The organism is Paenibacillus sp. 7541, assembly GCF_002276395.1.
Lineage (GTDB): Bacteria > Bacillota > Bacilli > Paenibacillales > Paenibacillaceae > Paenibacillus_AQ > Paenibacillus_AQ campinasensis.
On the sequence record NZ_NQLZ01000045.1, the window covers coordinates 26,246 to 48,563 of the forward strand.

The 22,318-nt window shown below is 51.1% G+C and carries 18 protein-coding genes; 8 read left to right on the plus strand and 10 right to left on the minus strand.

All coding sequences use genetic code 11. The features are described 5' to 3' along the window. Positions 1-39: 39 nt before the first annotated feature. Together CHH75_RS22460 and CHH75_RS22465 are read left to right on the plus strand one after the other, a co-directional pair. Positions 40-1,194, plus strand: a complete 1,155-nt coding sequence (locus CHH75_RS22460) for a glycerate kinase (RefSeq protein ID WP_095265124.1) — start codon at positions 40-42, stop codon at positions 1,192-1,194. A gap of 329 nt (positions 1,195-1,523) precedes the next feature. Further along, complete coding sequence (locus CHH75_RS22465; RefSeq protein ID WP_095399198.1) at positions 1,524-3,005, plus strand: protein adenylyltransferase SelO; 1,482 nt, start codon at positions 1,524-1,526, stop codon at positions 3,003-3,005. Between the two features lie 270 nt (positions 3,006-3,275). On the opposite strand, the gene CHH75_RS22470 is transcribed toward CHH75_RS22465, so the two are convergent. Then, complete coding sequence (locus tag CHH75_RS22470) at positions 3,276-4,265, minus strand: glycerophosphodiester phosphodiesterase family protein (RefSeq protein WP_244908145.1); 990 nt, start codon at positions 4,263-4,265, stop codon at positions 3,276-3,278. Positions 4,266-4,427: 162 nt separating this feature from the next. On the opposite strand from CHH75_RS22470, the gene CHH75_RS22475 reads away from it, so the two are divergent. The 5 genes from CHH75_RS22475 to CHH75_RS22495 all read left to right on the plus strand — a co-directional run bounded on the left by CHH75_RS22475 (position 4,428) and on the right by CHH75_RS22495 (position 11,089). Beyond that, the gene (locus CHH75_RS22475) at positions 4,428-5,117 is read left to right on the plus strand and encodes an FHA domain-containing protein (RefSeq protein WP_095265105.1); all 690 of its coding nucleotides are present in this window, start codon (positions 4,428-4,430) and stop codon (positions 5,115-5,117) included. A 774-nt stretch (positions 5,118-5,891) separates the two neighbouring features. After that, entirely contained in the window at positions 5,892-7,331 is a 1,440-nt protein-coding gene (locus tag CHH75_RS22480; RefSeq protein WP_095265104.1) for a PTS mannitol transporter subunit IIBC, read from the plus strand. A 29-nt stretch (positions 7,332-7,360) separates the two neighbouring features. Next, entirely contained in the window at positions 7,361-9,460 is a 2,100-nt protein-coding gene (locus CHH75_RS22485; protein WP_330164024.1) for a BglG family transcription antiterminator, read from the plus strand. 34 nt (positions 9,461-9,494) lie between these two features. Then, positions 9,495-9,935 carry a PTS mannitol transporter subunit IIA gene (locus CHH75_RS22490; RefSeq protein ID WP_095265103.1) on the plus strand — a complete coding sequence of 147 codons (441 nt, stop codon included), beginning with the start codon at positions 9,495-9,497 and terminating at the stop codon, positions 9,933-9,935. Further along, positions 9,932-11,089, plus strand: coding sequence for a mannitol-1-phosphate 5-dehydrogenase (locus tag CHH75_RS22495; RefSeq protein ID WP_095265102.1), 1,158 nt, complete (start codon positions 9,932-9,934; stop codon positions 11,087-11,089). The genes CHH75_RS22490 and CHH75_RS22495 overlap by 4 nt, the downstream gene beginning before the upstream one ends. A gap of 73 nt (positions 11,090-11,162) precedes the next feature. Here the strand turns inward: CHH75_RS22495 and CHH75_RS22500 are convergent, their stop codons facing one another. From CHH75_RS22500 to CHH75_RS25625, 4 genes are all read right to left on the minus strand, one after another. Further along, entirely contained in the window at positions 11,163-11,714 is a 552-nt protein-coding gene (locus CHH75_RS22500) for a class D sortase (protein WP_255223097.1), read from the minus strand. A 233-nt stretch (positions 11,715-11,947) separates the two neighbouring features. Next, a complete protein-coding gene (locus CHH75_RS22505) occupies positions 11,948-12,511 on the minus strand; it encodes a hypothetical protein (protein ID WP_176475638.1) in 564 nt (187 codons plus the stop codon). A 140-nt stretch (positions 12,512-12,651) separates the two neighbouring features. Then, a complete protein-coding gene (locus tag CHH75_RS22510) occupies positions 12,652-14,040 on the minus strand; it encodes a hypothetical protein (protein WP_176475639.1) in 1,389 nt (462 codons plus the stop codon). Positions 14,041-14,272: 232 nt separating this feature from the next. Beyond that, positions 14,273-14,701 carry an integrase core domain-containing protein gene (locus CHH75_RS25625; RefSeq protein WP_095399202.1) on the minus strand — a complete coding sequence of 143 codons (429 nt, stop codon included), beginning with the start codon at positions 14,699-14,701 and terminating at the stop codon, positions 14,273-14,275. Between the two features lie 173 nt (positions 14,702-14,874). Between CHH75_RS25625 and CHH75_RS22520 the strand changes: the two genes are divergently transcribed. Next, the gene (locus CHH75_RS22520) at positions 14,875-15,936 is read left to right on the plus strand and encodes an LLM class flavin-dependent oxidoreductase (protein ID WP_095399203.1); all 1,062 of its coding nucleotides are present in this window, start codon (positions 14,875-14,877) and stop codon (positions 15,934-15,936) included. Between the two features lie 128 nt (positions 15,937-16,064). Here CHH75_RS22520 and CHH75_RS22525 read toward each other — a convergent pair whose 3' ends face one another. The 5 genes from CHH75_RS22525 to CHH75_RS22545 all read right to left on the minus strand — a co-directional run bounded on the left by CHH75_RS22525 (position 16,065) and on the right by CHH75_RS22545 (position 22,284). After that, complete coding sequence (locus CHH75_RS22525) at positions 16,065-17,021, minus strand: DUF5643 domain-containing protein (protein WP_095399204.1); 957 nt, start codon at positions 17,019-17,021, stop codon at positions 16,065-16,067. Between the two features lie 60 nt (positions 17,022-17,081). Beyond that, positions 17,082-18,263, minus strand: coding sequence for a DUF4179 domain-containing protein (locus tag CHH75_RS22530; protein WP_095399205.1), 1,182 nt, complete (start codon positions 18,261-18,263; stop codon positions 17,082-17,084). Next, positions 18,250-18,786, minus strand: coding sequence for a sigma-70 family RNA polymerase sigma factor (locus CHH75_RS22535; RefSeq protein WP_445670836.1), 537 nt, complete (start codon positions 18,784-18,786; stop codon positions 18,250-18,252). Before CHH75_RS22535 ends, CHH75_RS22530 begins: the two co-directional genes overlap by 14 nt. Positions 18,787-19,594: 808 nt before the next feature. After that, positions 19,595-21,532 carry an FtsX-like permease family protein gene (locus tag CHH75_RS22540; protein ID WP_095399207.1) on the minus strand — a complete coding sequence of 646 codons (1,938 nt, stop codon included), beginning with the start codon at positions 21,530-21,532 and terminating at the stop codon, positions 19,595-19,597. Then, a complete protein-coding gene (locus CHH75_RS22545) occupies positions 21,529-22,284 on the minus strand; it encodes an ABC transporter ATP-binding protein (protein WP_095265096.1) in 756 nt (251 codons plus the stop codon). Before CHH75_RS22545 ends, CHH75_RS22540 begins: the two co-directional genes overlap by 4 nt. Positions 22,285-22,318 lie beyond the last annotated feature (34 nt).

Below are 22,318 nucleotides of genomic sequence, written 5' to 3' on the forward strand. Positions count from 1 at the left end.
TCATGAAGGAGAATGCCACAAAAAAGGGAGATGTCAACGATGAAGATAGTCATTGCTCCGGATTCGTTCAAGGAGAGCTTGTCCGCGCTGGAGGCGGCGGAGGCGATTGAGAAGGGGTTTCGATCGGTGTTTCCTGATGCCGATTATTATAAAATGCCGATGGCTGATGGAGGCGAGGGAACCGTTCGTTCCCTTGTTGACGCCACGGGCGGCACGATCATGGAACGGGTGGTTACAGGCCCGCTCGGCGAGCCGGTTCAGGCCTTCTTCGGCATCACGGGCGATGGCCGGACCGCGATCATCGAAATGGCCGCAGCTTCGGGCCTGCACCTCGTGCCTGCCGAGCGTCGCAACCCGCTCCTCACCTCAACCCGGGGAACCGGTGAACTGATTCGGTTCGCCCTGGAGGAGGGGGTGGAGCATATGATCATCGGGATTGGCGGAAGCGCCACGAACGATGGCGGGGCGGGGATGGTCCAGGCCTTGGGCGGCAGGCTGCTGGATCGCTCGGGAAGAGAGATTGGCCCCGGAGGCGGCGCGCTTTCCGACCTGCATGAGGTGGATATGTCCGGACTGGATGCCAGACTGGCGGGTGTTCGGATCGAGGTGGCCTGCGATGTGGATAATCCGTTAACGGGACCGCGAGGCGCATCGGCCGTGTTCGGCCCGCAGAAAGGCGCAACTCCGGATATGGTGCAGCTGCTGGATCGGAACCTGTCTCATTTTGCAGATGTAGCAGAGCAAGCGCTTGGCAAGACATTTCGGGAGAAGGAGGGCGCGGGGGCGGCAGGCGGCCTTGGCGCCGGACTGATCGCTTTCCTGAATGCGGATCTGCGGCGGGGAATCGATATCGTCCTGAATGCTTCACGCTTTGAGGACATCGTGAGGGATGCGGATCTGGTCATCACCGGGGAAGGCCGCATCGATCGTCAGACGATCTATGGCAAGACCCCGATCGGAGTTGCCAAGGCCGCGAAGAAGTATGACGTGCCAGTTATCGGGATCGCCGGCTCCTTGTCTGACGACAGCGCCGTCGTCCATGATCACGGCATCGACGCGCTGTTCAGCATCGTGCCCGGAGTGGTTACTTTGCCCGAGGCTTTTGAATCCGCCGCTGTGAATATGGAGCGGACGGCCAGGAACATTGCTGCCTCCATGAAGATGAGCTTGCGTATCACTCGGGCTATACAGTGACGACCCAGTCCAGTCAGGGACTGCAGCCGCCATCAGCACGCTTGAAGCCGCCGCAGTGCGTAATAAGGGGAACACACGGATGATGAGGAGCCTGCGGGGAACCGCGGGTTCTTTGTCATTTCTTCATGTTTTTCGTGCCAGTAAATGTTATATTCTCTATAGTCATGTGGAAGCCTACGAAGGATCAGATGAGATCGTCTTTTTAGTTCGGATTGTAGATAAAAGCCTAAGGTCACTGGTTAGGCAGAGGCCGAAGCAGGGTTATAGTTGAATAAGCATAAGCACATGGAAGGCATGGCCTGTCCGTGCCTTAGGGAAAGGAAGATTCGATGACGGATAAGGACGTTGGAACTGACAAGCGTGCAGGATGGAATCTGGATAACAGTTATGCCGGCCTGCCGGAGGTGATGTTCAGCAGGCAGGAACCGGAGCCAGTGGCATCGCCGAGGCTGGTGGTATTGAATGACTCGCTGGCGGCATCGCTCGGACTGGATGCTGCGGCGCTGAGAGTGAAGGATGGTGTAGAAGTGTTCGCCGGCAACCGGATACCGGAGGGGGCGGAGCCGCTCGCGCAAGCGTATGCGGGCCATCAGTTCGGTTATTTCACCAAGCTGGGGGACGGTCGTGCCGTGCTGCTCGGCGAGCAGCTGACTCCGCAGGGCGAGCGTGTGGATATTCAGCTGAAAGGGTCCGGCAGAACCCCGTACTCCCGCCAAGGGGATGGCCGGGCTGCGCTCGGCCCGATGCTGCGCGAATATATTATCAGTGAAGCGATGCACGCGCTTGGCATCCCGACGACGCGCAGTCTGGCGGTGGTAACGACCGGTGAGCCCGTCTTCCGCGAGACGGAGCTGCCTGGGGCGATTCTGACCCGCGTGGCGGAGAGTCATATTCGCGTCGGGACGTTTCAATATGCGGCCCGCTGGGGGACGGTGGAAGATTTGCGCGCGCTCGCGGATTATACGTGGCAGCGGCATTATGCGGATCGGGACCCTGGAGAGAACCGCTACGTATCGCTGATCCGGGAAGTAAGCGAGCGGCAGGCATCCCTGATCGCCAAGTGGCAGCTTGTCGGGTTTATTCACGGCGTTATGAATACCGATAATATGACGCTGAGCGGAGAGACAATTGATTACGGCCCCTGCGCCTTCATGGACATCTACGATCCGGCGACGGTGTTCAGCTCAATCGACACCCAAGGGAGATATGCGTACGGCAACCAGCCGGAGATCGGGGGCTGGAATCTGGCCCGCTTGGCCGAGGCGCTGCTGCCGCTGCTGCACGAGGACGAGGCGCAGGCGATTGCCATGGCAGAGGAGGCGCTGGGCCATTATGTGGACAGCTTCCATCGCCACTGGCTGGACGGCATGAGAGCGAAGCTGGGGTTATTCCATGCAGAGCCGGAGGACGAAGCGCTGGTGAAGCGCCTGCTTCAAGTGATGTACAAGCAGCGTGCTGACTACACCAATACGTTCCGGGCATTAAGTCTGGCCGAGCCGGAGAAGACTGGGCTGGCTGACATTGACGCATTCCAGGACTGGTACAGCCAGTGGCAGTCCCGGTTAAGCAGGCAGGAGGAGTCTGCGGAGTCGGCCTATCAGCGGATGCGTCAGCACAATCCGTCCGTCATCCCGAGGAATCACCGGGTCGAGGAGGCACTTTCGGCAGCCGTGGAGCAAGGCGATTACCGTGTGATGCAGCAGCTCCTAAACGCACTGGCGCAGCCGTATGCTTATTTGCCCGAGCAGGAGACGTATTGCCGCGTTCCGGATCCATCCGGAAGGCCGTATCGCACTTATTGCGGTACGTAACTGATCCTCATGCAACACAATAAAGGGCCGTTTGCCTATGAGGCAAGCGGCCTTATTTGTATGAAACGTTCGTTCCTTATTTGTATGAAACGTTCGTTCCTTATTTTGTATGAAACGTTCCTTATTGCGGAGATGGAGCTTACGTGCAGATGAAGTTAGTTGTGCAGTCAACGCTTATTGTGCGGATCGTTCAGATTATGCAGACGGCGTATGTCGTACTGATAATACGATGATGCAGAAGATTCTATGGAGAAATTCCCTGGCATGGCGCTAGTCCGCGATTTTGTAGCTGGGTCCGATGACATCAATGCGATTCGTCCATATGCCTCCGGTATACCCGTCCGGCAGCCGCTCAAGATCCTCCAAGGTGTCATAGCCCTCTGACCATTCGCCGTCGCCTCCCACGAGAATGACGCGTGTATTTACCTTCTCCATCCGGCTCAGGAATTTGTCCGGCCACCCCCATAGAAGACGTGCATATTTCTCGGGAATATGCAGCTGCGTGTTCCGGCACACGGCAGGGACGTACCCGGTCCAGCCCGCCCCTTCATAGGAGATGAGACAGCTTTTTAGGGTTTCTTTGGACATGGCCCGAACGGTGGGCAGCTCATTTTTTAACGTGTAGACCGGCATATCTCCCCCGTATACCGACAGGCGGCTGCGCTGCTCGGCAGGCAACCGGCGCAGAAATTCGGCGAGAAGAGCGCCTTCCTCGGGATCGTTGCTTTTGATATGCAGAAGGAACTCTCCTTCAGGGATGTCGCGCAGCACCTCGTCCAGCGAGGGCATAAGTCCAATTCCTTTTCCTCGGAACGGGTAGGTCTTACCGCCGTCAGCCGTGTATCCGTAACCGATATCCAGCTGCTTCAGCTCCTCCATCGTATAATCCTTGATCGCGCCGGCAGCTTCGGTTCGGCAATCGAGGGATGCATCATGGAACACCGCAAACTGCTGATCCTTGGTCATCTGGATATCCAGCTCGACGATGTCGGCGCCCGCCTCAAAGGCGGCCTTCATCGACGGGATCGTATTCTCCAGATAGGGGTGCTCCGGCTCGAATATCCACTCTGCCGTACAAGTGTCCGCTTCGATTCCCTCCATCGGGAAGGTCTGCCCAAGGCCGCGATGGGCCAGCAGCAGCGGCTCGCTGTCAGGGCTTTTTGTAAATATGGATGTATTATTGAGAAATAGAAACCCTGCTATCATGATGCCCACAAGCAAGAACTTTCGCGTTATTTTCCACTTTTTTTGTTTACGCACAGTATGATCCTCCTGAAACCAATTGAAATGTACGGTATGATAGAAATAGATTCTTCTTATGATGGTAGTGATTTTGGCAGCTTACTCAATAGATGAACTATAATAATTGCATGATAATTGATGGCGAATCATTCGCTGACGGCAGGAACAGGAGGGAAAAGGATGGATAGGTCCTCCTTTTTGATGGTGGAACGGGGCAATCCCTATGAACATGGAGATGTTATATTGCTGACCCGGCCGGTGACGGTGCTTGGCCGAAGAGGGACACAAGGGGCGCCGGATGTTTCCTTTGATAATATCTATGTATCTCGGAGGCATGCGGCCATAATCTACCGGGACGGCGGTTTCTTCATTCAGGACTTGGAGAGCAAGCATGGTACCTTCGTCAACCAGCGGCGGCTCGCACCGGGCGAAGAGGTTCCGCTGGCCAGCGGGGATTCCCTGGCGCTTGCGCGGGATATGGTAGCCCTCCGATTCTCGGTGCTCAGCACAGATGAGACGATGGACATGACCCCGTTTATGAAACAGCTGGCGTTGACGGAGAGCGGAGCGATCCGGCTCGATCCCTACAAGCAGGAGCTGATCTTCCGCGGGGAGACGTATGCTTTTTCCGAGAAGGAGTTCAAATGTGTGGAGCTGCTGTTTCATCATAAAGGGCAGTTTGTATCGAAGGAGCAGGTGAAGCTCTCGGTCTGGCCGGAGCGAAGCTATGGGGAGGATGAAATTCCGGATGTCAGCACGGAGGAGCTGAATGCGCTCATCTACCGGGTCCGGAAGAAAACAAAGGATTTGTTCCAGATTGAGAGCATCCGTGGCCGAGGATATATTCTGGACGTGGAAGAAGAGCAATGAGGTTGTGCCAGGGCAATGATATTCGGGACGCCATACATGTGACAAGCGGTTGAACAGGGGAGCGTTGTAGACGGTATTTCCTCTGGTGCGGATAGGCGGTTTCGGTGTTCGTTCACTCCGGCGGCTCTCCATTGCCGATCTACGGAAGTGTTCTTGTGCGCATTGGGTATACTTGGTGGAGTTGGCTGGTTTGGTGATTGGTGTTTGGTGTTTGGTGTCGTGGATCTTCGGGGGCTGACCTTCACACAAAATTGGAGCTTTATATGAGCTGACGAGGATATTTGTATGATAAATCGTACAAATGGATTGTCATCGCTGGATGTAGCATAGGCTTTGTACGATACATCGTACAAAGTCACCTGTGGCGCAGCACGCCCCGATCCTTCTGCCTGAGCAGGAGTGAGCGGGGCGTTGTTACTGTGCTGTGGCCTGTTTCCGTGTCGTGCACCCTATTAGCGTGCTATGCGCCTTGTTCATCTGCCTTGTCCCTGTCCTCGTTAATGCTCCTGTTTAGGCGTTGTGTCCCTGTTAATGAGCCGGGCTGCGGTCAACTTCCATTCGGGGAGTCTTCCCTGACGATGCCGACATAATCTCCAGCCTCGCCCGGGCATTTCTTCAACCGAGAACATGTTCCTTTTAAAAGTTGTCAACAATATTCATGACGAAACCGGGTTTTCCTTTCGTTGAGCCTTGGGTCACTATGTCTTAACATAGAGATGTCAGAGTTTCAAGACCACACATAAGGTTCAATTCATCATACAGGAGGTTAATATAATGTCCAACGAGACAAATAAAAACGCTTCCGGCGGCATTCGAGTCAAAGTACAGCAGCTCGGCCGTCTCCTGAGCGGCATGGTAATGCCTAACATCGGGGCGTTTATCGCTTGGGGACTCATTACCGCGCTGTTCATTCCAGACGGATGGTTCCCGAATGAAGCGTTTGCAAGCCTTGTCGGCCCGATGATCAACTATCTGCTCCCGCTCTTGATCGGTTATACCGGCGGACAGATGATCCACGGCAAGCGCGGTGCGGTTATCGGTGCGATTGCAACGATCGGGGTGATTGTAGGCTCGGACATTCCGATGTTCCTCGGCGCCATGATTGTAGGTCCGATTGCGGCCTGGATCTTGAAGCAATTCGACAAACTGGTTGACGGCAAAATCAAATCCGGTTTTGAAATGCTGGTCAACAACTTCTCGCTGGGGATCATCGGCGGCGTTCTGCTCCTCATATCCTACAGCGGTATCGGCCCGCTGGTTCAGGGCATCACCAGAGTTCTTGCCTCCGGCGTGGATGTTCTTGTCAATGCGAACCTGCTCCCGCTGGTCAACATCATCATTGAGCCGGCGAAGATTCTGTTCTTGAATAACGCGATCAATCACGGGATATTGAACCCGATCGCGGCGGAAGAATCCGCACGTCTGGGCAAATCGATTCTGTTCATGCTGGAATCGAACCCAGGACCGGGTCTTGGTATTCTGCTGGCCTTCTGGCTGGTGGGCCGCGGTTCGGCGAAATCCTCGGCGCCAGGTGCGGTTGTGATTCACTTCTTCGGCGGGATTCATGAGATTTACTTCCCTTACATTCTGATGAAGCCGGTTCTGATTCTTGCGGCGATTGCTGGTGGTGTATCCGGTACATTCACCTTCCAGCTCCTCGGTGCAGCGCTTAACGGACCGCCATCCCCGGGCAGCATCATTGCCTATCTGACTCTGGCGCCTAAAGGCGGGCTGATTCCGGTTCTGGCCGGTGTGCTGGTAGCAACAATCGTCTCCTTCCTGGTTGCGGCTGTGCTGCTTAGAACAGGCAAGAAGGATGAGGAAGAGCTTGATCTGCAAGAAGCTTCTGCGAAGATGAAAGAGATGAAGACCGGCGGCATGAACGATCAGGTTGCTCCTGCATCGGCAGCGGTTGCGAACGCGCAGAAGGAGAATGTTAACAAAATCGTATTTGCATGCGACGCAGGAATGGGTTCAAGTGCCATGGGCGCTTCTGTTCTCAGAAAGAAACTGCAGCAGGCGGGTGTCGATATCACCGTCACGAATTCCGCGGTCAGCGAAATTCCGGATGATGCCGATATTGTTATTACACAGAAGACGCTGACGGATCGGGCGATTGCCAAAAATCCGAATGCCGAGCATATTTCGATTGACAACTTCCTGAAGAGCCCAAGATACGACGAGCTCGTAGAACGCTTGAAGGATAAATCATAATCCATGCCTTATGACACGCTGGCGCGTATGTGCCGGCGTTGTCTCCATTTCATGAGAAGAGGGGGGCAAGAATCCTGGGACAATTAACTGCTAGACAACGCCAGATCCTTCTGCTTTTGCTGAATAGAACCGAAGGGATGACCGCTGCTGAGATCGCCTCCGACATTGGCGTGAGCGTTAGAACGGTTCATCGGGAAATGGAAGAGATCGAAAGCGGGCTGCAGGGAGTCGGGGTTCTGCTTCACAAGAAGTCGGGAACAGGTATCCGGCTGGAGGGGAGTTCCCCCGAAGCGGTCACCGGCTTGAGGGAGCGTCTTCTGGCCGGCATGCCTGCCGACTATTCAGCCGAGGAGCGCAAGGTGCTTATTCTCTGCGCGCTGCTGGAGGCGGATGAGCCGATCAAGCTGTTTGCCCTTGGGCACAGCCTGAAGGTAACGGTAGGAACGATCAGCAATGATCTGGATGAGCTGGAGTCCTGGCTGGCCCGGTTTGAGCTGCAGGTGATCCGGCGCAGAGGGTACGGTGTCGAACTGGAGGGGACCGAGACCGAAAGGCGGCGGGCCATCTGCCGCTTAGCCTCTGAATATTTGGATTATTCGGATCTAATCGGGGATGGGGAAGCGAATCATCTTCAGCCGGTGACCGCGCGGCTATTGACGATGATTGGCAAGCCAGTCCTCCTGGATGTGGAAAGAAGTCTGTGGGATATGGACTGGGGCTGGACCGAGCGGCTTAACGAAAATGTATACACGCAGCTTCTGATCGCACTGTCCGTAGCGGTCAGCCGAATTCGCCAAAGGCATGATCTGGAAGTAACCGATCCAGTGACTGAAGATGCCCGCACGCCGCCTATGACAGAGGGGGCGCGGCAGTTTGCCGACAGGCTTCAGAAGACGCTGGGGCTATCGATGTCAGAGGCCGAGACGGCGCATATTTCAAGGCTGTTCGACGAGGCGAGGGAGCAGTCGGAAGGAACCGAATTGCCCCATGTCGATGTGGAGACGATGGAAATCGTCCATCGGCTGGTTGAGGCGGTTAGCAGGCGCACGGGCTTTCCGTTCGGGGAGGATCGCACGCTTCGGGACGGACTTGTGGAGCATGTCGGCAATGCCGTGAAGAGGCTGCGCGAAGGAACGCGCATCCGCAATCCGCTGCTCAGTCCGATCCGCAAGGATTACGAAGAACTGTTTACGGTCGCAAGACAATCGGTGGATGAGATTACGCAGGGGCTTGACGTGCCCGATGAGGAGATCGGCTTTCTCGTGATGCACTTCGGTGCCTCCATGGAACGTCTCAACCAGCTGGGCCACCATCTGAAGGCGATTCTCGTATGCTCCAGCGGGCTCAGCTCGTCGAGGCTGCTCGGGATTCGGTTATCCAAGGAGATGCCGCAGATTGAGGTGCTTGGCAATGCTTCCTGGTATGAGGCGGCCCGCATTCCGGAGGACGACTATGATCTGATCATCTCTACAATCGACCTCCCGCTGCCAGGCGAGAAGTATATCAAGTTAAGTCCTCTGCTGACGGCCGAGGACAAGGAGAAGCTGCTTCAGTATATACAGAATGAGGTTGCTCCCGCCGGGAGCAGACCGGTCATCAAGCGGGAAGAACAGCGGAAGACCGCCTCGCTGGAGCGCCTGCGGTCCCAGGCGCTGCTATTGAATGAGGTCGTGTCCCTGCTCGATGACTTCCATGTGCATCAGCTGGATAACCGGCCTCGGGATTTGGAGGGGACTCTGGCTGCGGCTTTGGCTATACTAAGCAAGCAAGGCGCAGTCAGCAATGCGGCGCATGTCAAGGCGCGCCTGCTGGAGCGGGAGCGGATGGGCACTCAGCTGATCCCCGACACCGCGCTGGCTCTGTTCCACACGCGCAGCCGGGAGGTTGCGAAACCTTCATTGTCTCTGTTCAGACTGGCCGCTCCCGTGCCGCTTGAAGACGGGGCGGAAGCGCGGGTCATTCTGATGATGCTGGCGCCTAAGAAGCTTCCGAAGGAGAGTCTTGAGGTGCTTAGCGAGATTAGTGCGATGCTGCTGGGCACCGAGCTGATTGAACTGATGGAGCGGGGCGGGGAGGAAGAGATCAAGTCTTATCTAGCCGAAGAGCTGCAGCTGTTTTTTCGTGACTGACCATATAATCAACTTACAGAAAGAGGGAGAAACAATGAGCAACATACTGTCGAAAGATAAAGTGATTCTGAATGGTACGGCACAAGACAAAACCGAGGCGATCCGCATGGCGGGCGAGCTGCTTGTGAAAGCAGGTCATGTGTCGGCCGATTATGTAGACAAAATGCTGGAGCGCGAAGAGATTGCCTCCACGTATATGGGGGGCGGACTGGCGATTCCTCATGGTACGAAAGAAGCCAAGAGCATGGTGGCTTCGACGGGGCTGTCGATCGTTCGTTTTCCGGAGGGTGTTGATTTTGGCGGCGATGAGCCGGCCTTTGTGGTTATCGGGATTGCCGCAGCGGGTGGCGACCATATGGAAATTCTGACGAATGTCGCGATGATCTTCACCGATGATGAGAGCATCGGCAAGGTGATGGACGCTACAACCGAGGAGGAGATCCTTGCCATCTTCGAAGGGGGCATGGGAGCATGAAGGCGGTCCACTTTGGAGCGGGGAATATCGGGCGCGGCTTCATCGGACTGCTGCTGTCACAGGCAGGATATGAGGTCTGCTTCCTTGATGTGAATGAGGGACTTGTGTCCGAACTGAAGCAGCGCGGGGAGTATCCGGTAACGCTCGCCAGCGAAGGCCAAGAGACTACGATTGTAAAAGGGGTCACCGCGCTGAATAGTGCCGCTGAGCCTGAAGCGGCGGCGCGCGCGGTTGCGGAGGCGGACCTGGTCACAACGGCCGTCGGGGTCAACATCCTTAAATTTATCGCTCCGACGATTGCCGAGGGATTAAAGCTCCGGGCGCAGTCCGAAGCAGCGCCGCTGCATGTCATCGCCTGCGAAAACGCCATTGGCGGAAGCACGCAGCTGAAGGAGCATGTCTACGGGCTGTTGGATGAGAGAACGAAGGCATGGGCGGACCGGGTAGTGGCTTTCCCTGATGCAGCTGTTGACCGCATCGTTCCGCTGCAGCAGCACGAGGATCGTCTCAAGGTGGTTGTTGAGCCGTTCTATGAGTGGGCGGTGGACCGTTCGCAAATGCTGGAGGGCTTCGTGCCTGTGGAGGGCGTGCATTATGTTGATCGCCTGGAGCCTTACATCGAACGCAAGCTGTTCACGGTGAATACCGGCCACTGCTCGGCGGCCTATGTAGGTTTTCTGAAAGGCTATGCAACGATTCAGGAAGCGATGAAGGATGAAGAAGTGGCCGGGCATGTCCGTGCCGTGCTGGAGGAGACAGGCGCGGCGCTGATCCACAAGCATGGCTTCGATCAGGCGGAGCACCAGGCCTACATCCGTACGATTCTGGAACGGTTTGCGAACCCGGCGCTCACAGATGAAGTGTCCCGTGTAGGACGCTCCCCAATCCGCAAGCTGTCCCCTGGAGATCGGCTCGTTTCCCCGGCAATGCTGGCTTTTGAGAGCGGGCTATCCTATAAGAGCCTGGCAAAATCGATGGCGGCAGCGCTGCTGTTCGACGTCCCTGGAGACCCGGAAAGCGTGGAACTGCAGGCCTCTGTGAAAGAAATCGGAGCCAGCGATACCGCGTCCAAATATACCGGCATTGCAGGAGAGCATCCGATTATGGGCGAGCTGATGAGCCAATATGAAGAGCTGCAAGCCGCGGTATCATAAACGATCGAATTGAACGAAGCCCCTTGATTCCATTGTCATGGATCAGGGGGCTTCTTTTAGTGTGGAGTTGTAATCATGAGTGAAGCGGGAAATCGACAGGATAAGCGTAGAAAATAAAACGCTCCGGTGCGTTCCCCAGGTATCGGAACGGATAGCAAGTGGAGACAACTAGCACCTCTGTGCCCATCGGGCGAATGACAGTGGTGTCGTCTTTATCTACAATATCCGTGCTCTGAATTTCATATTCGAACACCCCGTAGGGCAGCTTCACCACAAAACGGTCGCCTACGGACAGTTGGTCAAAATCGCGAAACACGGTGTCGCGATGCCCGGACAGCAGAATCTGCTCGTTGTCCGATGGAAGGGCGGTCGAAGTATAGTGGCCGACTCCGCGCTCAAGCATTTCATCATCCGTTCCCTCGACAATCGGAAGCTCTACGTCAAGCTGGGGAACATACAGCACACCGATGGCTTCGCCCAGCTCCGGCCGAAATTCGGTTCTGTCCATAAGCGGCCCGAATTGCGTTCCCTCAATGAAATTCTCCGCAAGCAAATCCCAGTTGGAGCTACTGCTTGGCTTTTCCCCGCTGCTGCGCAGCGTCGGGGAATGGAAAGAGACCTTCACCCGTTGGTATGACTGCTCACCAAGCATTCGGGCAACTGAAATTGGGTTTAGCCGTTGGTGTCAGCAGTTACAGAGCTGGTATTCAACCGACACAGACTATCTCTTTGAATTGTCAACCACTAATTTTTAGATTGAGTCTTTTAATCATTGAAGCTTTTTTATATGCCTAAAACGCCGACATAGAATGTAGAAACAGAGATTCGCTCAAGAGGAGTCCGATCGCGTATCAAGGTTCACTTTATTTCCGTTCTTGTTATCCATAATTCTTCTATATTTTCGATATTATGTTTCTGTAAGTATTCTTTGGTTCGTTCCTCCAACCCAGCTATGGCTTTGATCCAATTCGAATTATCTAGACCTAAATTTTGAATGCCAAGCTCCTTCGTCTCTAACCATTCATGATTTAAAATGGAGAATTGTCTAATGATCCCCTTTAATTCTTTATCCACAATGGTTTCATTAATCTCTGAAAAAAACAAAGCGATCTTCTGAGCATTCAAGGACGACAAACTGTAGGCAAAGTCCTCCTCTTTATAATCAAGTTTCACAGCCCGAGTCGCATTTTCTAAAATAATTCGTGAAATGGTTTCATTATTATAAGCCAATAGGTATGCCTGATCCGAAGACAGGGCACCCGTGCCTAAAATTGCCTCATAAATGTTGTTATTCTCATATAAGATTGTATTTAAAGACTGAAGATTTTGCATAATATCGCTTGAAATATAGGATTTATATTTTGCCTTGGCCTGATATTGGGTAATTGCTGCTATCATTAAGCAAATAATAAGTGCCGTCACGAATAAGCCTTTAATTTTGCTTTTATTCACATACCTATTCATATTTATCAAATCACCTCTGAATGTGTTAGTTACTTATAAGATATTCAGCATGACAGCAAAAATACGGCGACTATCTAGTCGCCGTCGTATTAGGCAGTTTATTTTGAAACATTATATTTAAAACTAACATCTTTACTACTTGAATTATACAATAATCCATCATAGTAAACATCCCATTTTGCTTTCATTACGCCGTTAGCTGTTGCAGAAGTTCCAGTCGAACTCTCATATTGAACTGTAGTTTGCAATAATAAATGATGACCAGTGTTAGCTCCAGAAATATCAGTATACTTAAACATCTGATGATTCCCTGAATTAGCACTTTCAACAACTGTTGGATTAGAGTTCAATTTAATATTAGTAGTCCCTAATTTTATAGTCTTATTGGTTCCTGTATCTATGATCGCATTTATCCATCCTGTAATTTCACTTATTGAAGGTAGGGCAGGAAGTGCAGTTGACCATGCCTTTTCTGCAATTTTCATTACGAGTGATGATCCAGTACTATAGCCGGAAAGTCTTCCATCTACGATGGCGTTAACAATTGTAGATTTTGCTCCAACACCTGTGCTTAATTTCACGTTTCTATAACGAAATGGATTATCTACATTTCTATTAGTGGTTCCATTTATAGTGACATGCTCTGCAATCTTAAAACTATTTGTCCACGTTGATTGATTGTTCACATCAAGCGCCTTCCACGAACCATAGGGTAGAGACCATGCTTGTACATAATCAGAACCGATATAGAACGACTTATAATATGTTGTGGTGTGGGTCCAGTCCGAGAAATAACCCACCGCATTTGGAGAAATTATTGATTTTTGAACTCCAAGTTGGTTCATTAATTTCTCATTCGTTGGAATTTCTTTATCCTCAAAAGGCTTAATTACATTAATAAACCAGAAAAAATCCTTTTCCGTTGCAATTCTCTCATCACTATCAATACTAATTGTTCTCAGCTTCTCTGGTATGTCTAATTCAAACAACAATATATTCCCTTTATTATCTGTTAAATATAATTTTAAATGAGGTGTTTGTTCGTATTCTTGGCTTGTAATAACTTTATCGGGAGAAGAGTCGTTATATATATCAAAAAGAAGTATTTCAAAGTTACCATTTCTATCCTTAAGATCCCCTACAACACTATTAATAAAATCTTGTCTTTTGTAACTATTATAAAGATATCCTTCAGCAAACATTTCATACTCTTGGTTACCATAGCTAATATTAGCATTTAAGCGAAGATTGTTCTCATGAAGATCAACACTATCTATCTTTATTTCTGCGTTTTTTTCAAGGTTTTTGAGTATATCAGGAGAACTATCTGGTGTTCCATAAAGTTCATTAAACTTGTCTACAGACACAACAATCCCTGATCCAGAAAGTTCGCTAGAAGTATCCTTTTCAGCGTAGGAAGAGATGGTAGAAGAAAGCGTTACTAGAACAAGCAATAAGGTAATAGCAATTTTTTTCACAAAATTCATCTCCTACTCTTAATATTGTGGCTTTGTTTCCACTAGTTCTATAGGGGTATCAACTGATGCTTCCAAAAAATCAAATGAACATTACACTAAACGTTATCGTACAAAACCTCCTTCCCAAGTCTAAAGCAGATATAATCTATAAATTCATTTTCTATTATAATATAAATTACCATTGGAGTAAATAATATAAATTATTGGGATTTTATGGTTTTCTCTTAAAATAAGAATATAATTACAGAATCATAGAAACAGCAACCAAGGCCAGAGTGAACTGTGACCTAGTTGAAATAAACCGCCTAGAGCTGTAGCTAGCAAGCAGATGACCTCTGAAATCATCGAGGGTCATCCTTATTAATGTCCACTGGTATCTTTCTGAGTTGTAATAGCTTATGTATTCCTTCACTTGCACTCTCACTTCATCAATAGTGTGGCAGTCGCTAAAATCAACGTCGTCTTTCAAGCGACCGAAGAATGATTCCATTGGGGCGTTGTCCCAGCAATTTCCTTTGCGCGACATCGACTGCTTAAATCCTTCATCAGCAATAAAAAGACGAGTTTTAGGATGCGTGTAATGCATCCCTTGGTCAGAGTGCAGGATCGCTACTGGATGAATGTTTCCATCTAATCGCTCTAAAAAGATGTTGTAATGTCTGCTCGACAATCGGAAGTCCGAGTGTTGCTGTCACGTTGTCGGCAAGGATCGGCAATTGTTGTGACACGATATAAATAAACTTGAAAGTGGTTCACAAAAGGTTCAATATAAAGATATATAATATTAAAAGTTTTAGAAGGATATGCAATAACCAACTTGATATGATTAATGGAGGGAATAGGATGGAGATCGGAATCAGTTCGTTTGTAGAGACATGGCCGGACCCCGTGACTGGAGAGGTGATGAGTCACGATCAGCGAATTCGCGAGGTTGTAGAGGAGATCGTCCTCGCCGATCAGGTAGGACTTGATGTATACGGAGTAGGAGAACATCATCGCAAGGATTATGCGGCCTCTTCTCCAGCGATGGTGCTGGCAGCAGCAGCGTCAATGACCAAATATATTCGCTTAACCAGTGCGGTTACCGTGCTGTCATCGGATGACCCGGTCCGTGTGTTTCAGGATTTTGCCACCTTGGATGCTATTTCGAACGGACGTGCAGAGATTATGGCAGGGCGCGGCTCGTTTATTGAGTCCTTCCCATTGTTCGGCTATGATCTGAATGATTATGACGAGCTTTTTGATGAAAAGCTGGACCTGCTTTTGAAGCTCCGGGAGTCGGAGAAGGTCACATGGTCCGGCAAGCATCGTCCGCCGATTCATAACCTGGGCATCTATCCGCGTCCGGTTCAGCAACCGCTGCCCGTATGGATCGGCAGCGGGGGCAACACGGAATCGGTCATTCGTGCAGGATTGCTTGGATTGCCGCTGGTGCTGGCGATCATTGGAGGAAGCCCGCTTCAGTTTGCCCCTCTTGTTAAGCTGTACAAGGAAGCGGCTGCGCATGCCGGCCATGATCCGGCGAAGCTGTCTGTCGCATCGCACTCCCACGGGTTCGTAGGGACGGAAACGGAGGCGGCTGCGGACAAGTTCTTCCCATCCACCCAGGTATGTATGAATGTGCTGGGGCGGGAGCGCGGCTGGGGCTATTATGATCGCGGCAGATTTGACGCTGCACGAAGCTTTGAGGGAGCACTTTATGTAGGGGATCCCGAACTGGTAGCCCAGAAGATCATCCACCTCCGCAAGCATGTCGGCATTACCCGCTTCATGCTTCATGTGCCTGTCGGAACGATGCCGCATGATGATGTAATGAACGCAATAGAGCTGCTTGGAACCGAGGTCGCGCCAAGGGTCCGTGAAGAGATCCGCCGCTGGGAGGCCGCTGGAGCGCCTGAAGAATAACCAGGGCAAGAACATAAGGGAAGGTAAGCAGCCTTATGACTATGCCTCTATTCCGTACAGGAGGTCGAATCGGAACGAACGAAAGTGCCCGTAAGATGGAGATCTTACGGGCACTTTTTCAATCGAGATCATGACTTTACGGGAATTGTCATCTCCAGCTCTTTAATATAATGTTTGATGACATTGCCCTCACTGTCCAATTTATATAGGCCGGAATTGTCTTCTTTAAACTCAGGCTTGTATGGCTTCACGGTGATGGACTTTGCGCTCTTATCCAGTCCCTCCAGAATGAAGTCATGGTACATGTCGTCATTCTTGTTGTTCTCATCCGTGCCTTTTCCGCTGAGCATCTTCAGCTCGTTTCCTTGGTCATCCACAAAATCGTAAGAGATGCTTTGATACTCTCCGCGGGTTTTCATATATCCTTTCAAGATCAGCTGTACTCGGGAAGAAGTGGACGTAAGAGATGCCTTCTTGAGCATCATGGTCATTTTACCCGATGTTTTGGTTACATTCGGCTGTAGCATAATCGGTTTCTCTGCCGACTTTTGGATCGGAATGTTCAGCTTAAATGGTTCTTTGGAACCTTTCAAGTGCACCTTAGCGGTGAGCGTGAACTTGTCCGGCAAAGCTTTGATATTGTCACCAAGCCAAGAAGCGTCGGTTAATGAGATCAGGACAGCGTTTTCGCCTACAGCGCTCCAACGCAAGTCCGGTCTATTAGCATGGCTGCTGCCGAGGCTATGGAGTGGCTTGCCGTCGATCAGCATCTCCATATTATCGATGGAACCTTCAGCATAGATCACTTCTTCGAGCTCAGGATCATATTTCCCGGTCATCTCGCCGGAGAACTCTTTTCCGCTCCGTACAAGTTTGACTTGGATGAGGTTGCCGTCGTGAATGGCCTTGGTAGCGCTGAGGGTAATCCCTCCTTGGGTCGTGCTGGCAATCGCGGAAGCTTTCTTGGTCTCCTTGTTTTGGACTGCTGTTTTGGCCGGAGCTGCTTCAACGTAGCTCCAAGCCGCTCCCCCCAGCATGATGGCTGCAAGTGCAGCGGTCGATAGAACTTTATATGCTTTTTTCATAATACCCTCCGTGGTTGTTTTCTTCTTTCTTGCGAATGGTGATGATGTCTCCGTCCGCATTTACTGCTGGCCGTACATTTTTTTCAGGCTGGCCCGATCTACAGGTACCGTGATTTCTAGATCCTGTACGTATGTTTTGATAATCTCGCTATTCTCATCGAGTTTATATGGACCGCTATTTGCGGAAGGGTCCTCGAACTCGGGCAGAAACGCTTTGAGTGTGATGTGAGCCGGCGCGTCTGCAAAGCGGTCAAACAGCAGTTCATCTCGCTGATGCTTTTGGCTGTTATCCTCGTAGACGCCCATACCGCCTACCATTCCGAGCACCCGGCCCTGATCATCCCATATCTCATAGAGCAAGCTATCGCTGTTGAGGCTTTTTGCTGAATCGGTCCGCTCGATATTCATTCGGATTACCGTTGTGATCGGTGTAAATGTAACCTCTTCGAGCGTCAATCGGAGACTGCCCCATTCCCTTGTCTCTCCTGAAGGCATCACAATAAGTTCATTGTTTTTGCGAACAGGAATTTCCATAATAAACGGCTCCGCAATTCCTTCAAGCGCGATCTTGGCCGTTAATTGAAACTGATCGGGGATGGCTGCTTTCCCACCGTTCAAGTAGGAGTAATCAAACAGTTCATACAGTACAGCATGAGGATCCAAGGTCGGCTTACCGATCAATGCCAGCCTACCCCCGTTGGATTCGTTATTCATGGTTTGGCCGTTGATAAGCACATTAACATCACGTATGGATCCTCTAGCTGATGTGCTTTCGTTATGATCCATCATCCCGTGGGCCAATCCTTCACCTTCCCGCTTCACGGCCATGGACAAGCGAATTCCATCATATGAGACCTCCGGGATGCTAAGCGTGACCCCTTCATGGGTAATCCTGGTATCCGTCATAGCTACCAGACCTCGTTCTTCTGCCGTTTGTAATCCCAGGTTGTTGGTTAGTTTAAAAATACTGCCGATCACTGGTATTCTCTTGAGCGATTCGGCCATGGCCGGGGATAGATACGCGCTGCTCATCACCCCAATGAAAGCAGCCGCGGCTACGGCTCCAACGACTCTCCGTATCTTTTTGCGAGAGCGGTGTTTTCGATCGGCCTTGGTCTGCATCGGGATTTCAGCCAAGGAAGCATAAACCTCATCCTGCCGGCGGCGAATCATATCGGGAACCTTGGGATGCAGCTGTTTTCCCGCTTCCCGGAGTTCTTTATCCAGTTCAATGTGTTTCATAAGACAGCTTCCCCTCCCGAGTATGCTTTACCCGATCCGCCAGGATCCCACGCGCTCTGTGAAGGCGCGCTCGAACCGCTCCCTCTGAAATATCCAATACGCCTGAGATCTGTTTGATGGGCAAGTCCTGAAAATAAAACAAATGAATCACGATGCGCAGCGATTCGTCCAAGCTCTCAACCGCTTCATGAAGATCGAGCTTGTGACTGTCTTCGTAATAACCAGCGGATCTTGACGCTTCAGGCACTTCAGCCATAGCTACGGTCTTAACACGATTCCGAAGCAGCTGATTGCACTCATTGATCAAGATTCGGATTACCCAGGTTTTGAAATACTTAGGTTTTTGCAATGTTGCCAAAGATTTATACGCCTTCAGTGTCGTTTCCTGAAATGCGTCCGCAATATCTTCATCACGTCTTACAATGGACTTTGCCAAGCGGTACAACTCGGGCTCCAGCCTCCGGAAGAGCCGGATGAAAGCTTCCCGATCCCCTCGCTGTGCTCCCTTGACTTCCAGTTCCATATCGTGCACGACTGTCATCTCCTTTTGAGGGCCCTCTATAAGATTAGATGGACCAGCATGCCTAAATGTTATATTTAGACCTGAAAAATGTATTTCTTTTGAATTCCGTATGGGCGATAAGCTGCCGAATCGCGTGATTGCCGGGAACCGCTGGGAGTAATTGCGGTGTACGGGCTGCATCTTTTCGATCGGTTTATTTTGTCATAGGAGCTTCGCTTTCGGCAATAAAACTTGCAGGTGAGGGATCAGGGATGTCCTATCAATGTAAAAGCTTCCTAGCTTACAACAGATGATAGATAAAATAATAGGCCTGCTAAAAAAGAAGGAGGCTTATTTATTATAGAGAGAAGTTCTCCTAACAGTCTTTCGCAAATCTTGCGTATGGCAGGTTGGAGATCTGTATATATGTGGGCAGGATCTAAGAGCTGTAAGTAAATAAATATCAGGAAATGAACTGGCTGTCGAGATCTATCGGCAGCCGGTTCTTTTATTAAGTCATACGACAATAACATGCAAAAGACCGAGTCTCAGAGGTTGAATCTTCTCAGGATTTACCTCACACCCACTATCAAAAGTGGCTGGGTGAATTCGAACCTCTCTACCGGTATCATTAAAAAAATCAAATCTCATACGAAACCCCTTCTCGAAGTAGCCATCTGCATGGCGATCATCATCACAGAACAAAGAACTCCTGTGTGAATACAGGAAAATATCATCATTTAGGCTGGGCCAATGGTTTGAATAAATAAGACGTGACAGGATTGATCACGATACTCGATCGATCCGATCACGTCTTATAGCTATTGGATCACAGCGATTCTTTAATCAATCGTTTGTAATACAGCACCGACAGGAAGCCGAAGATCCAATACAGCGCGGTGTACAGCAGCATAACGATTACCATCGGCGTCCACAGCTCGGTTCCGAAGAGGAACCAGCCGGACTTCACGGCGAAGTAGCTGTGCAACAGCCCGACGATCAGTGGGATACCGAAGTTGAACAATTGCTTGATCTGAATGCCGCGCAGCAGATTGCCTTGGGTAAAGCCGAGCTTTCGCAGAATGGTATAGTTCGGTTTCTCCTCTTCGCCTTCGTCCATTTGCTTGAAGTATAGAATACAGCCCGAAGTTATGAGGAAGGTCAGCCCCAGGAAACCGACGATGAACATGATCAGCCCCATACTGCTTTTCTGGTCGAATATCAACGCCGGCTGGGACATGTAACCTGATTGTTCCGAGAAGCCGAGGTCATGAAATATCGCGTCAGCCTTCCCCAGCATGGAAGCATCGGGAATATCGATCCCGATATACACGGAGCTTTTGGACTGGAGCTTGGGGTCCAGATCTTGAGCTAGCTGCGCATAGATGCTTTGGTCCACGATTGCGGTGGGCAGACCCAGCGAGAAATACTGGGATACGACCGCGTCCTTGTCCACTCCAACCAGTTGTTGAGGAATGGACAGGGTCAGCCCCCTCAGTTCGATCTGACCTGTGGAACGCAGTGACATGAACTGGTTCAGGGCATTGTTCGAGCCGGTAAACAGCGTCTCTTCAGGGGATACGTCGACCCCTTCCACCTGATGGTCGCTCACGACAGGGAGGATCATCGTATTGCCGAATTCTTCCCCGAGATCTGAGCCTACAATGCCGGCAACGTCAGCCTCGATCTGGATCACGTCCCGCCGCGTCTCAGTATATTCAATGTTCTCCCCATTCAGCGCTTGTGTAAACTTGGCCGCATCCTCGGGCAGCAGTAAGGAGAAATGATTCGGTACGCTGTGCCGAGCGGACTGCTCTGTTGAGTAATAGGCAATATAGCTAAGCGACAGCAGGCCGATGGCCAGCGCGGATACGGTCGTAATGATGGTGAGCAGCAGGGCGTTCGATTTCATCCGGAACATGATCGACGACAGGGATAATACGTGGTTCAGTGACAGGTAACCGCCTTTGCTTTTGCGAATGGCATTAAAAATAAAGCTGACCGACCCCTTGTAGAACAAATAGGTGCCGATAATGACCGAGCCGAGAATGAAGATCATCGTGGCGAACAGCTCGGTGGTGCCTGTAAGCTTACCTGAGAACAGGATGGAGGACACGTAGTATCCTGCCAGAATCATCACCATGCCGAGCAGACCGATGAGGATCTCCAGCACGGACATCCTTTTCACCCTGATCTCCGCTGTGGATACGACCCGGAACAGGGAGAGAATGCTCTGCCCCTTAATGAACATGTAGTTCATCAGCATAATGAGCAGATAGATGCAGCCGAACACAATCAGTGTCTGCCTCAGGGCGCCGGATGAGAAAGAGAGCGTGGCCTGTGCCTCCAGCCCGACCAATTTGAACAATATCATCAGAATCAGTCTGGAAAAGGAGAAGCCCAGAAATATCCCGATCAGTATGGAGCTGAAGTACAATATCAGATTCTCGCTGCTTAGGATTCGGAAGATCCGCCCCTTGGTCAGGCCGATCAGTTGAAACAGGCCGATTTCCTTGCTGCGGCGTTTAATAAAGATCGTGTTCGCATACAGCAGAAAGACGGCAACGATGGCTACCAACAGCACTGACGAGGCTCCAAGCGCCGCGGCACCTTTGATGGAGCCCTTGTACTCTTCCATAGCCGGGTCATATTGCAGGGTGACAAAAGAGAAATAGAGCGCCACGCTGAAGATCAACGCAAAGACGTAGAGATAATAGTTCTTTATATTCTTTTTCAAGTTCCGGAAGATGATGTAGTTGAGATTCATGCCTGGACACCGCCCAATACGCCCTGGGTACGGATAATATCGTTGAAGAAGTGCTGGCGCGTTTCCTCGCCCTTGTTCAGCTGGGTGTAGATTTGACCGTCTTTAATAAACACGACCCGGCTGCAGTAGCTGGCGGCCACCGGATCATGCGTGACCATAATGATGGTGGCGTTGATCTTTCGGTTCAGCTCGCTCAGCTTGTTCAAGAGATCCGAAGCGGATTTGGAATCGAGTGCTCCGGTCGGCTCATCCGCAAAAATAATGCTCGGATCATGGATGAACGCCCGTGCGGCCGAGGTACGCTGCTTCTGTCCGCCGGATATTTCATTCGGATACTTGCTTGCGATCTCGTAGATCCCAAGCTCGGAGGCGATCTGCTGGAACTTCTGATCCGCTTCCTTCTTCGATACCTTCATGATGGATAAAGGAAGCAGCACATTTTCCTTCACGGTGAGCGTGTCGAGCAGGTTGTAATCCTGAAAAATAAACCCCAGATGCTGCTTCCGAAATTCAGCCAGCTCCTTCTCCTTCATGCCGGTAAAATCTTTTCCTTCGATCTTGATGCTGCCAAGGCTCACCTTATCGATGGAGGACAGCACGTTCAGCAGTGTGGTCTTTCCGGAACCGGATGCGCCCATAATGCTGACAAACTCGCCCTTCTCCACGCGAAGGTCGATTCCTCGCAACACCTCCTGTTTGTTGAATTTATTTCCGTAGCTTTTATGAATTTGGGTTGCTTCCAATATCGCCATGTGTATCACTCCTTGAGCTTATCATAACCCGGCC

What these genes read in the sequence shown, in the direction of transcription:
- CHH75_RS22460 (WP_095265124.1), top strand. Translation starts at nt 40, where the DNA reads ATGAAGATAGTCATTGCTCCGGATTCGTTCAAGGAGAGCTTGTCCGCG.
- CHH75_RS22465 (WP_095399198.1), top strand. Translation starts at nt 1,524, where the DNA reads ATGACGGATAAGGACGTTGGAACTGACAAGCGTGCAGGATGGAATCTG.
- CHH75_RS22475 (WP_095265105.1), top strand. Translation starts at nt 4,428, where the DNA reads ATGGATAGGTCCTCCTTTTTGATGGTGGAACGGGGCAATCCCTATGAA.
- CHH75_RS22480 (WP_095265104.1), top strand. Translation starts at nt 5,892, where the DNA reads ATGTCCAACGAGACAAATAAAAACGCTTCCGGCGGCATTCGAGTCAAA.
- CHH75_RS22490 (WP_095265103.1), top strand. Translation starts at nt 9,495, where the DNA reads ATGAGCAACATACTGTCGAAAGATAAAGTGATTCTGAATGGTACGGCA.
- CHH75_RS22495 (WP_095265102.1), top strand. Translation starts at nt 9,932, where the DNA reads ATGAAGGCGGTCCACTTTGGAGCGGGGAATATCGGGCGCGGCTTCATC.
- CHH75_RS22510 (WP_176475639.1), bottom strand. Translation starts at nt 14,040, where the DNA reads ATGAATTTTGTGAAAAAAATTGCTATTACCTTATTGCTTGTTCTAGTA.
- CHH75_RS22520 (WP_095399203.1), top strand. Translation starts at nt 14,875, where the DNA reads ATGGAGATCGGAATCAGTTCGTTTGTAGAGACATGGCCGGACCCCGTG.
- CHH75_RS22525 (WP_095399204.1), bottom strand. Translation starts at nt 17,021, where the DNA reads ATGAAAAAAGCATATAAAGTTCTATCGACCGCTGCACTTGCAGCCATC.
- CHH75_RS22530 (WP_095399205.1), bottom strand. Translation starts at nt 18,263, where the DNA reads ATGAAACACATTGAACTGGATAAAGAACTCCGGGAAGCGGGAAAACAG.
- CHH75_RS22535 (WP_445670836.1), bottom strand. Translation starts at nt 18,786, where the DNA reads ATGGAACTGGAAGTCAAGGGAGCACAGCGAGGGGATCGGGAAGCTTTC.
- CHH75_RS22540 (WP_095399207.1), bottom strand. Translation starts at nt 21,532, where the DNA reads ATGAATCTCAACTACATCATCTTCCGGAACTTGAAAAAGAATATAAAG.
- CHH75_RS22545 (WP_095265096.1), bottom strand. Translation starts at nt 22,284, where the DNA reads ATGGCGATATTGGAAGCAACCCAAATTCATAAAAGCTACGGAAATAAA.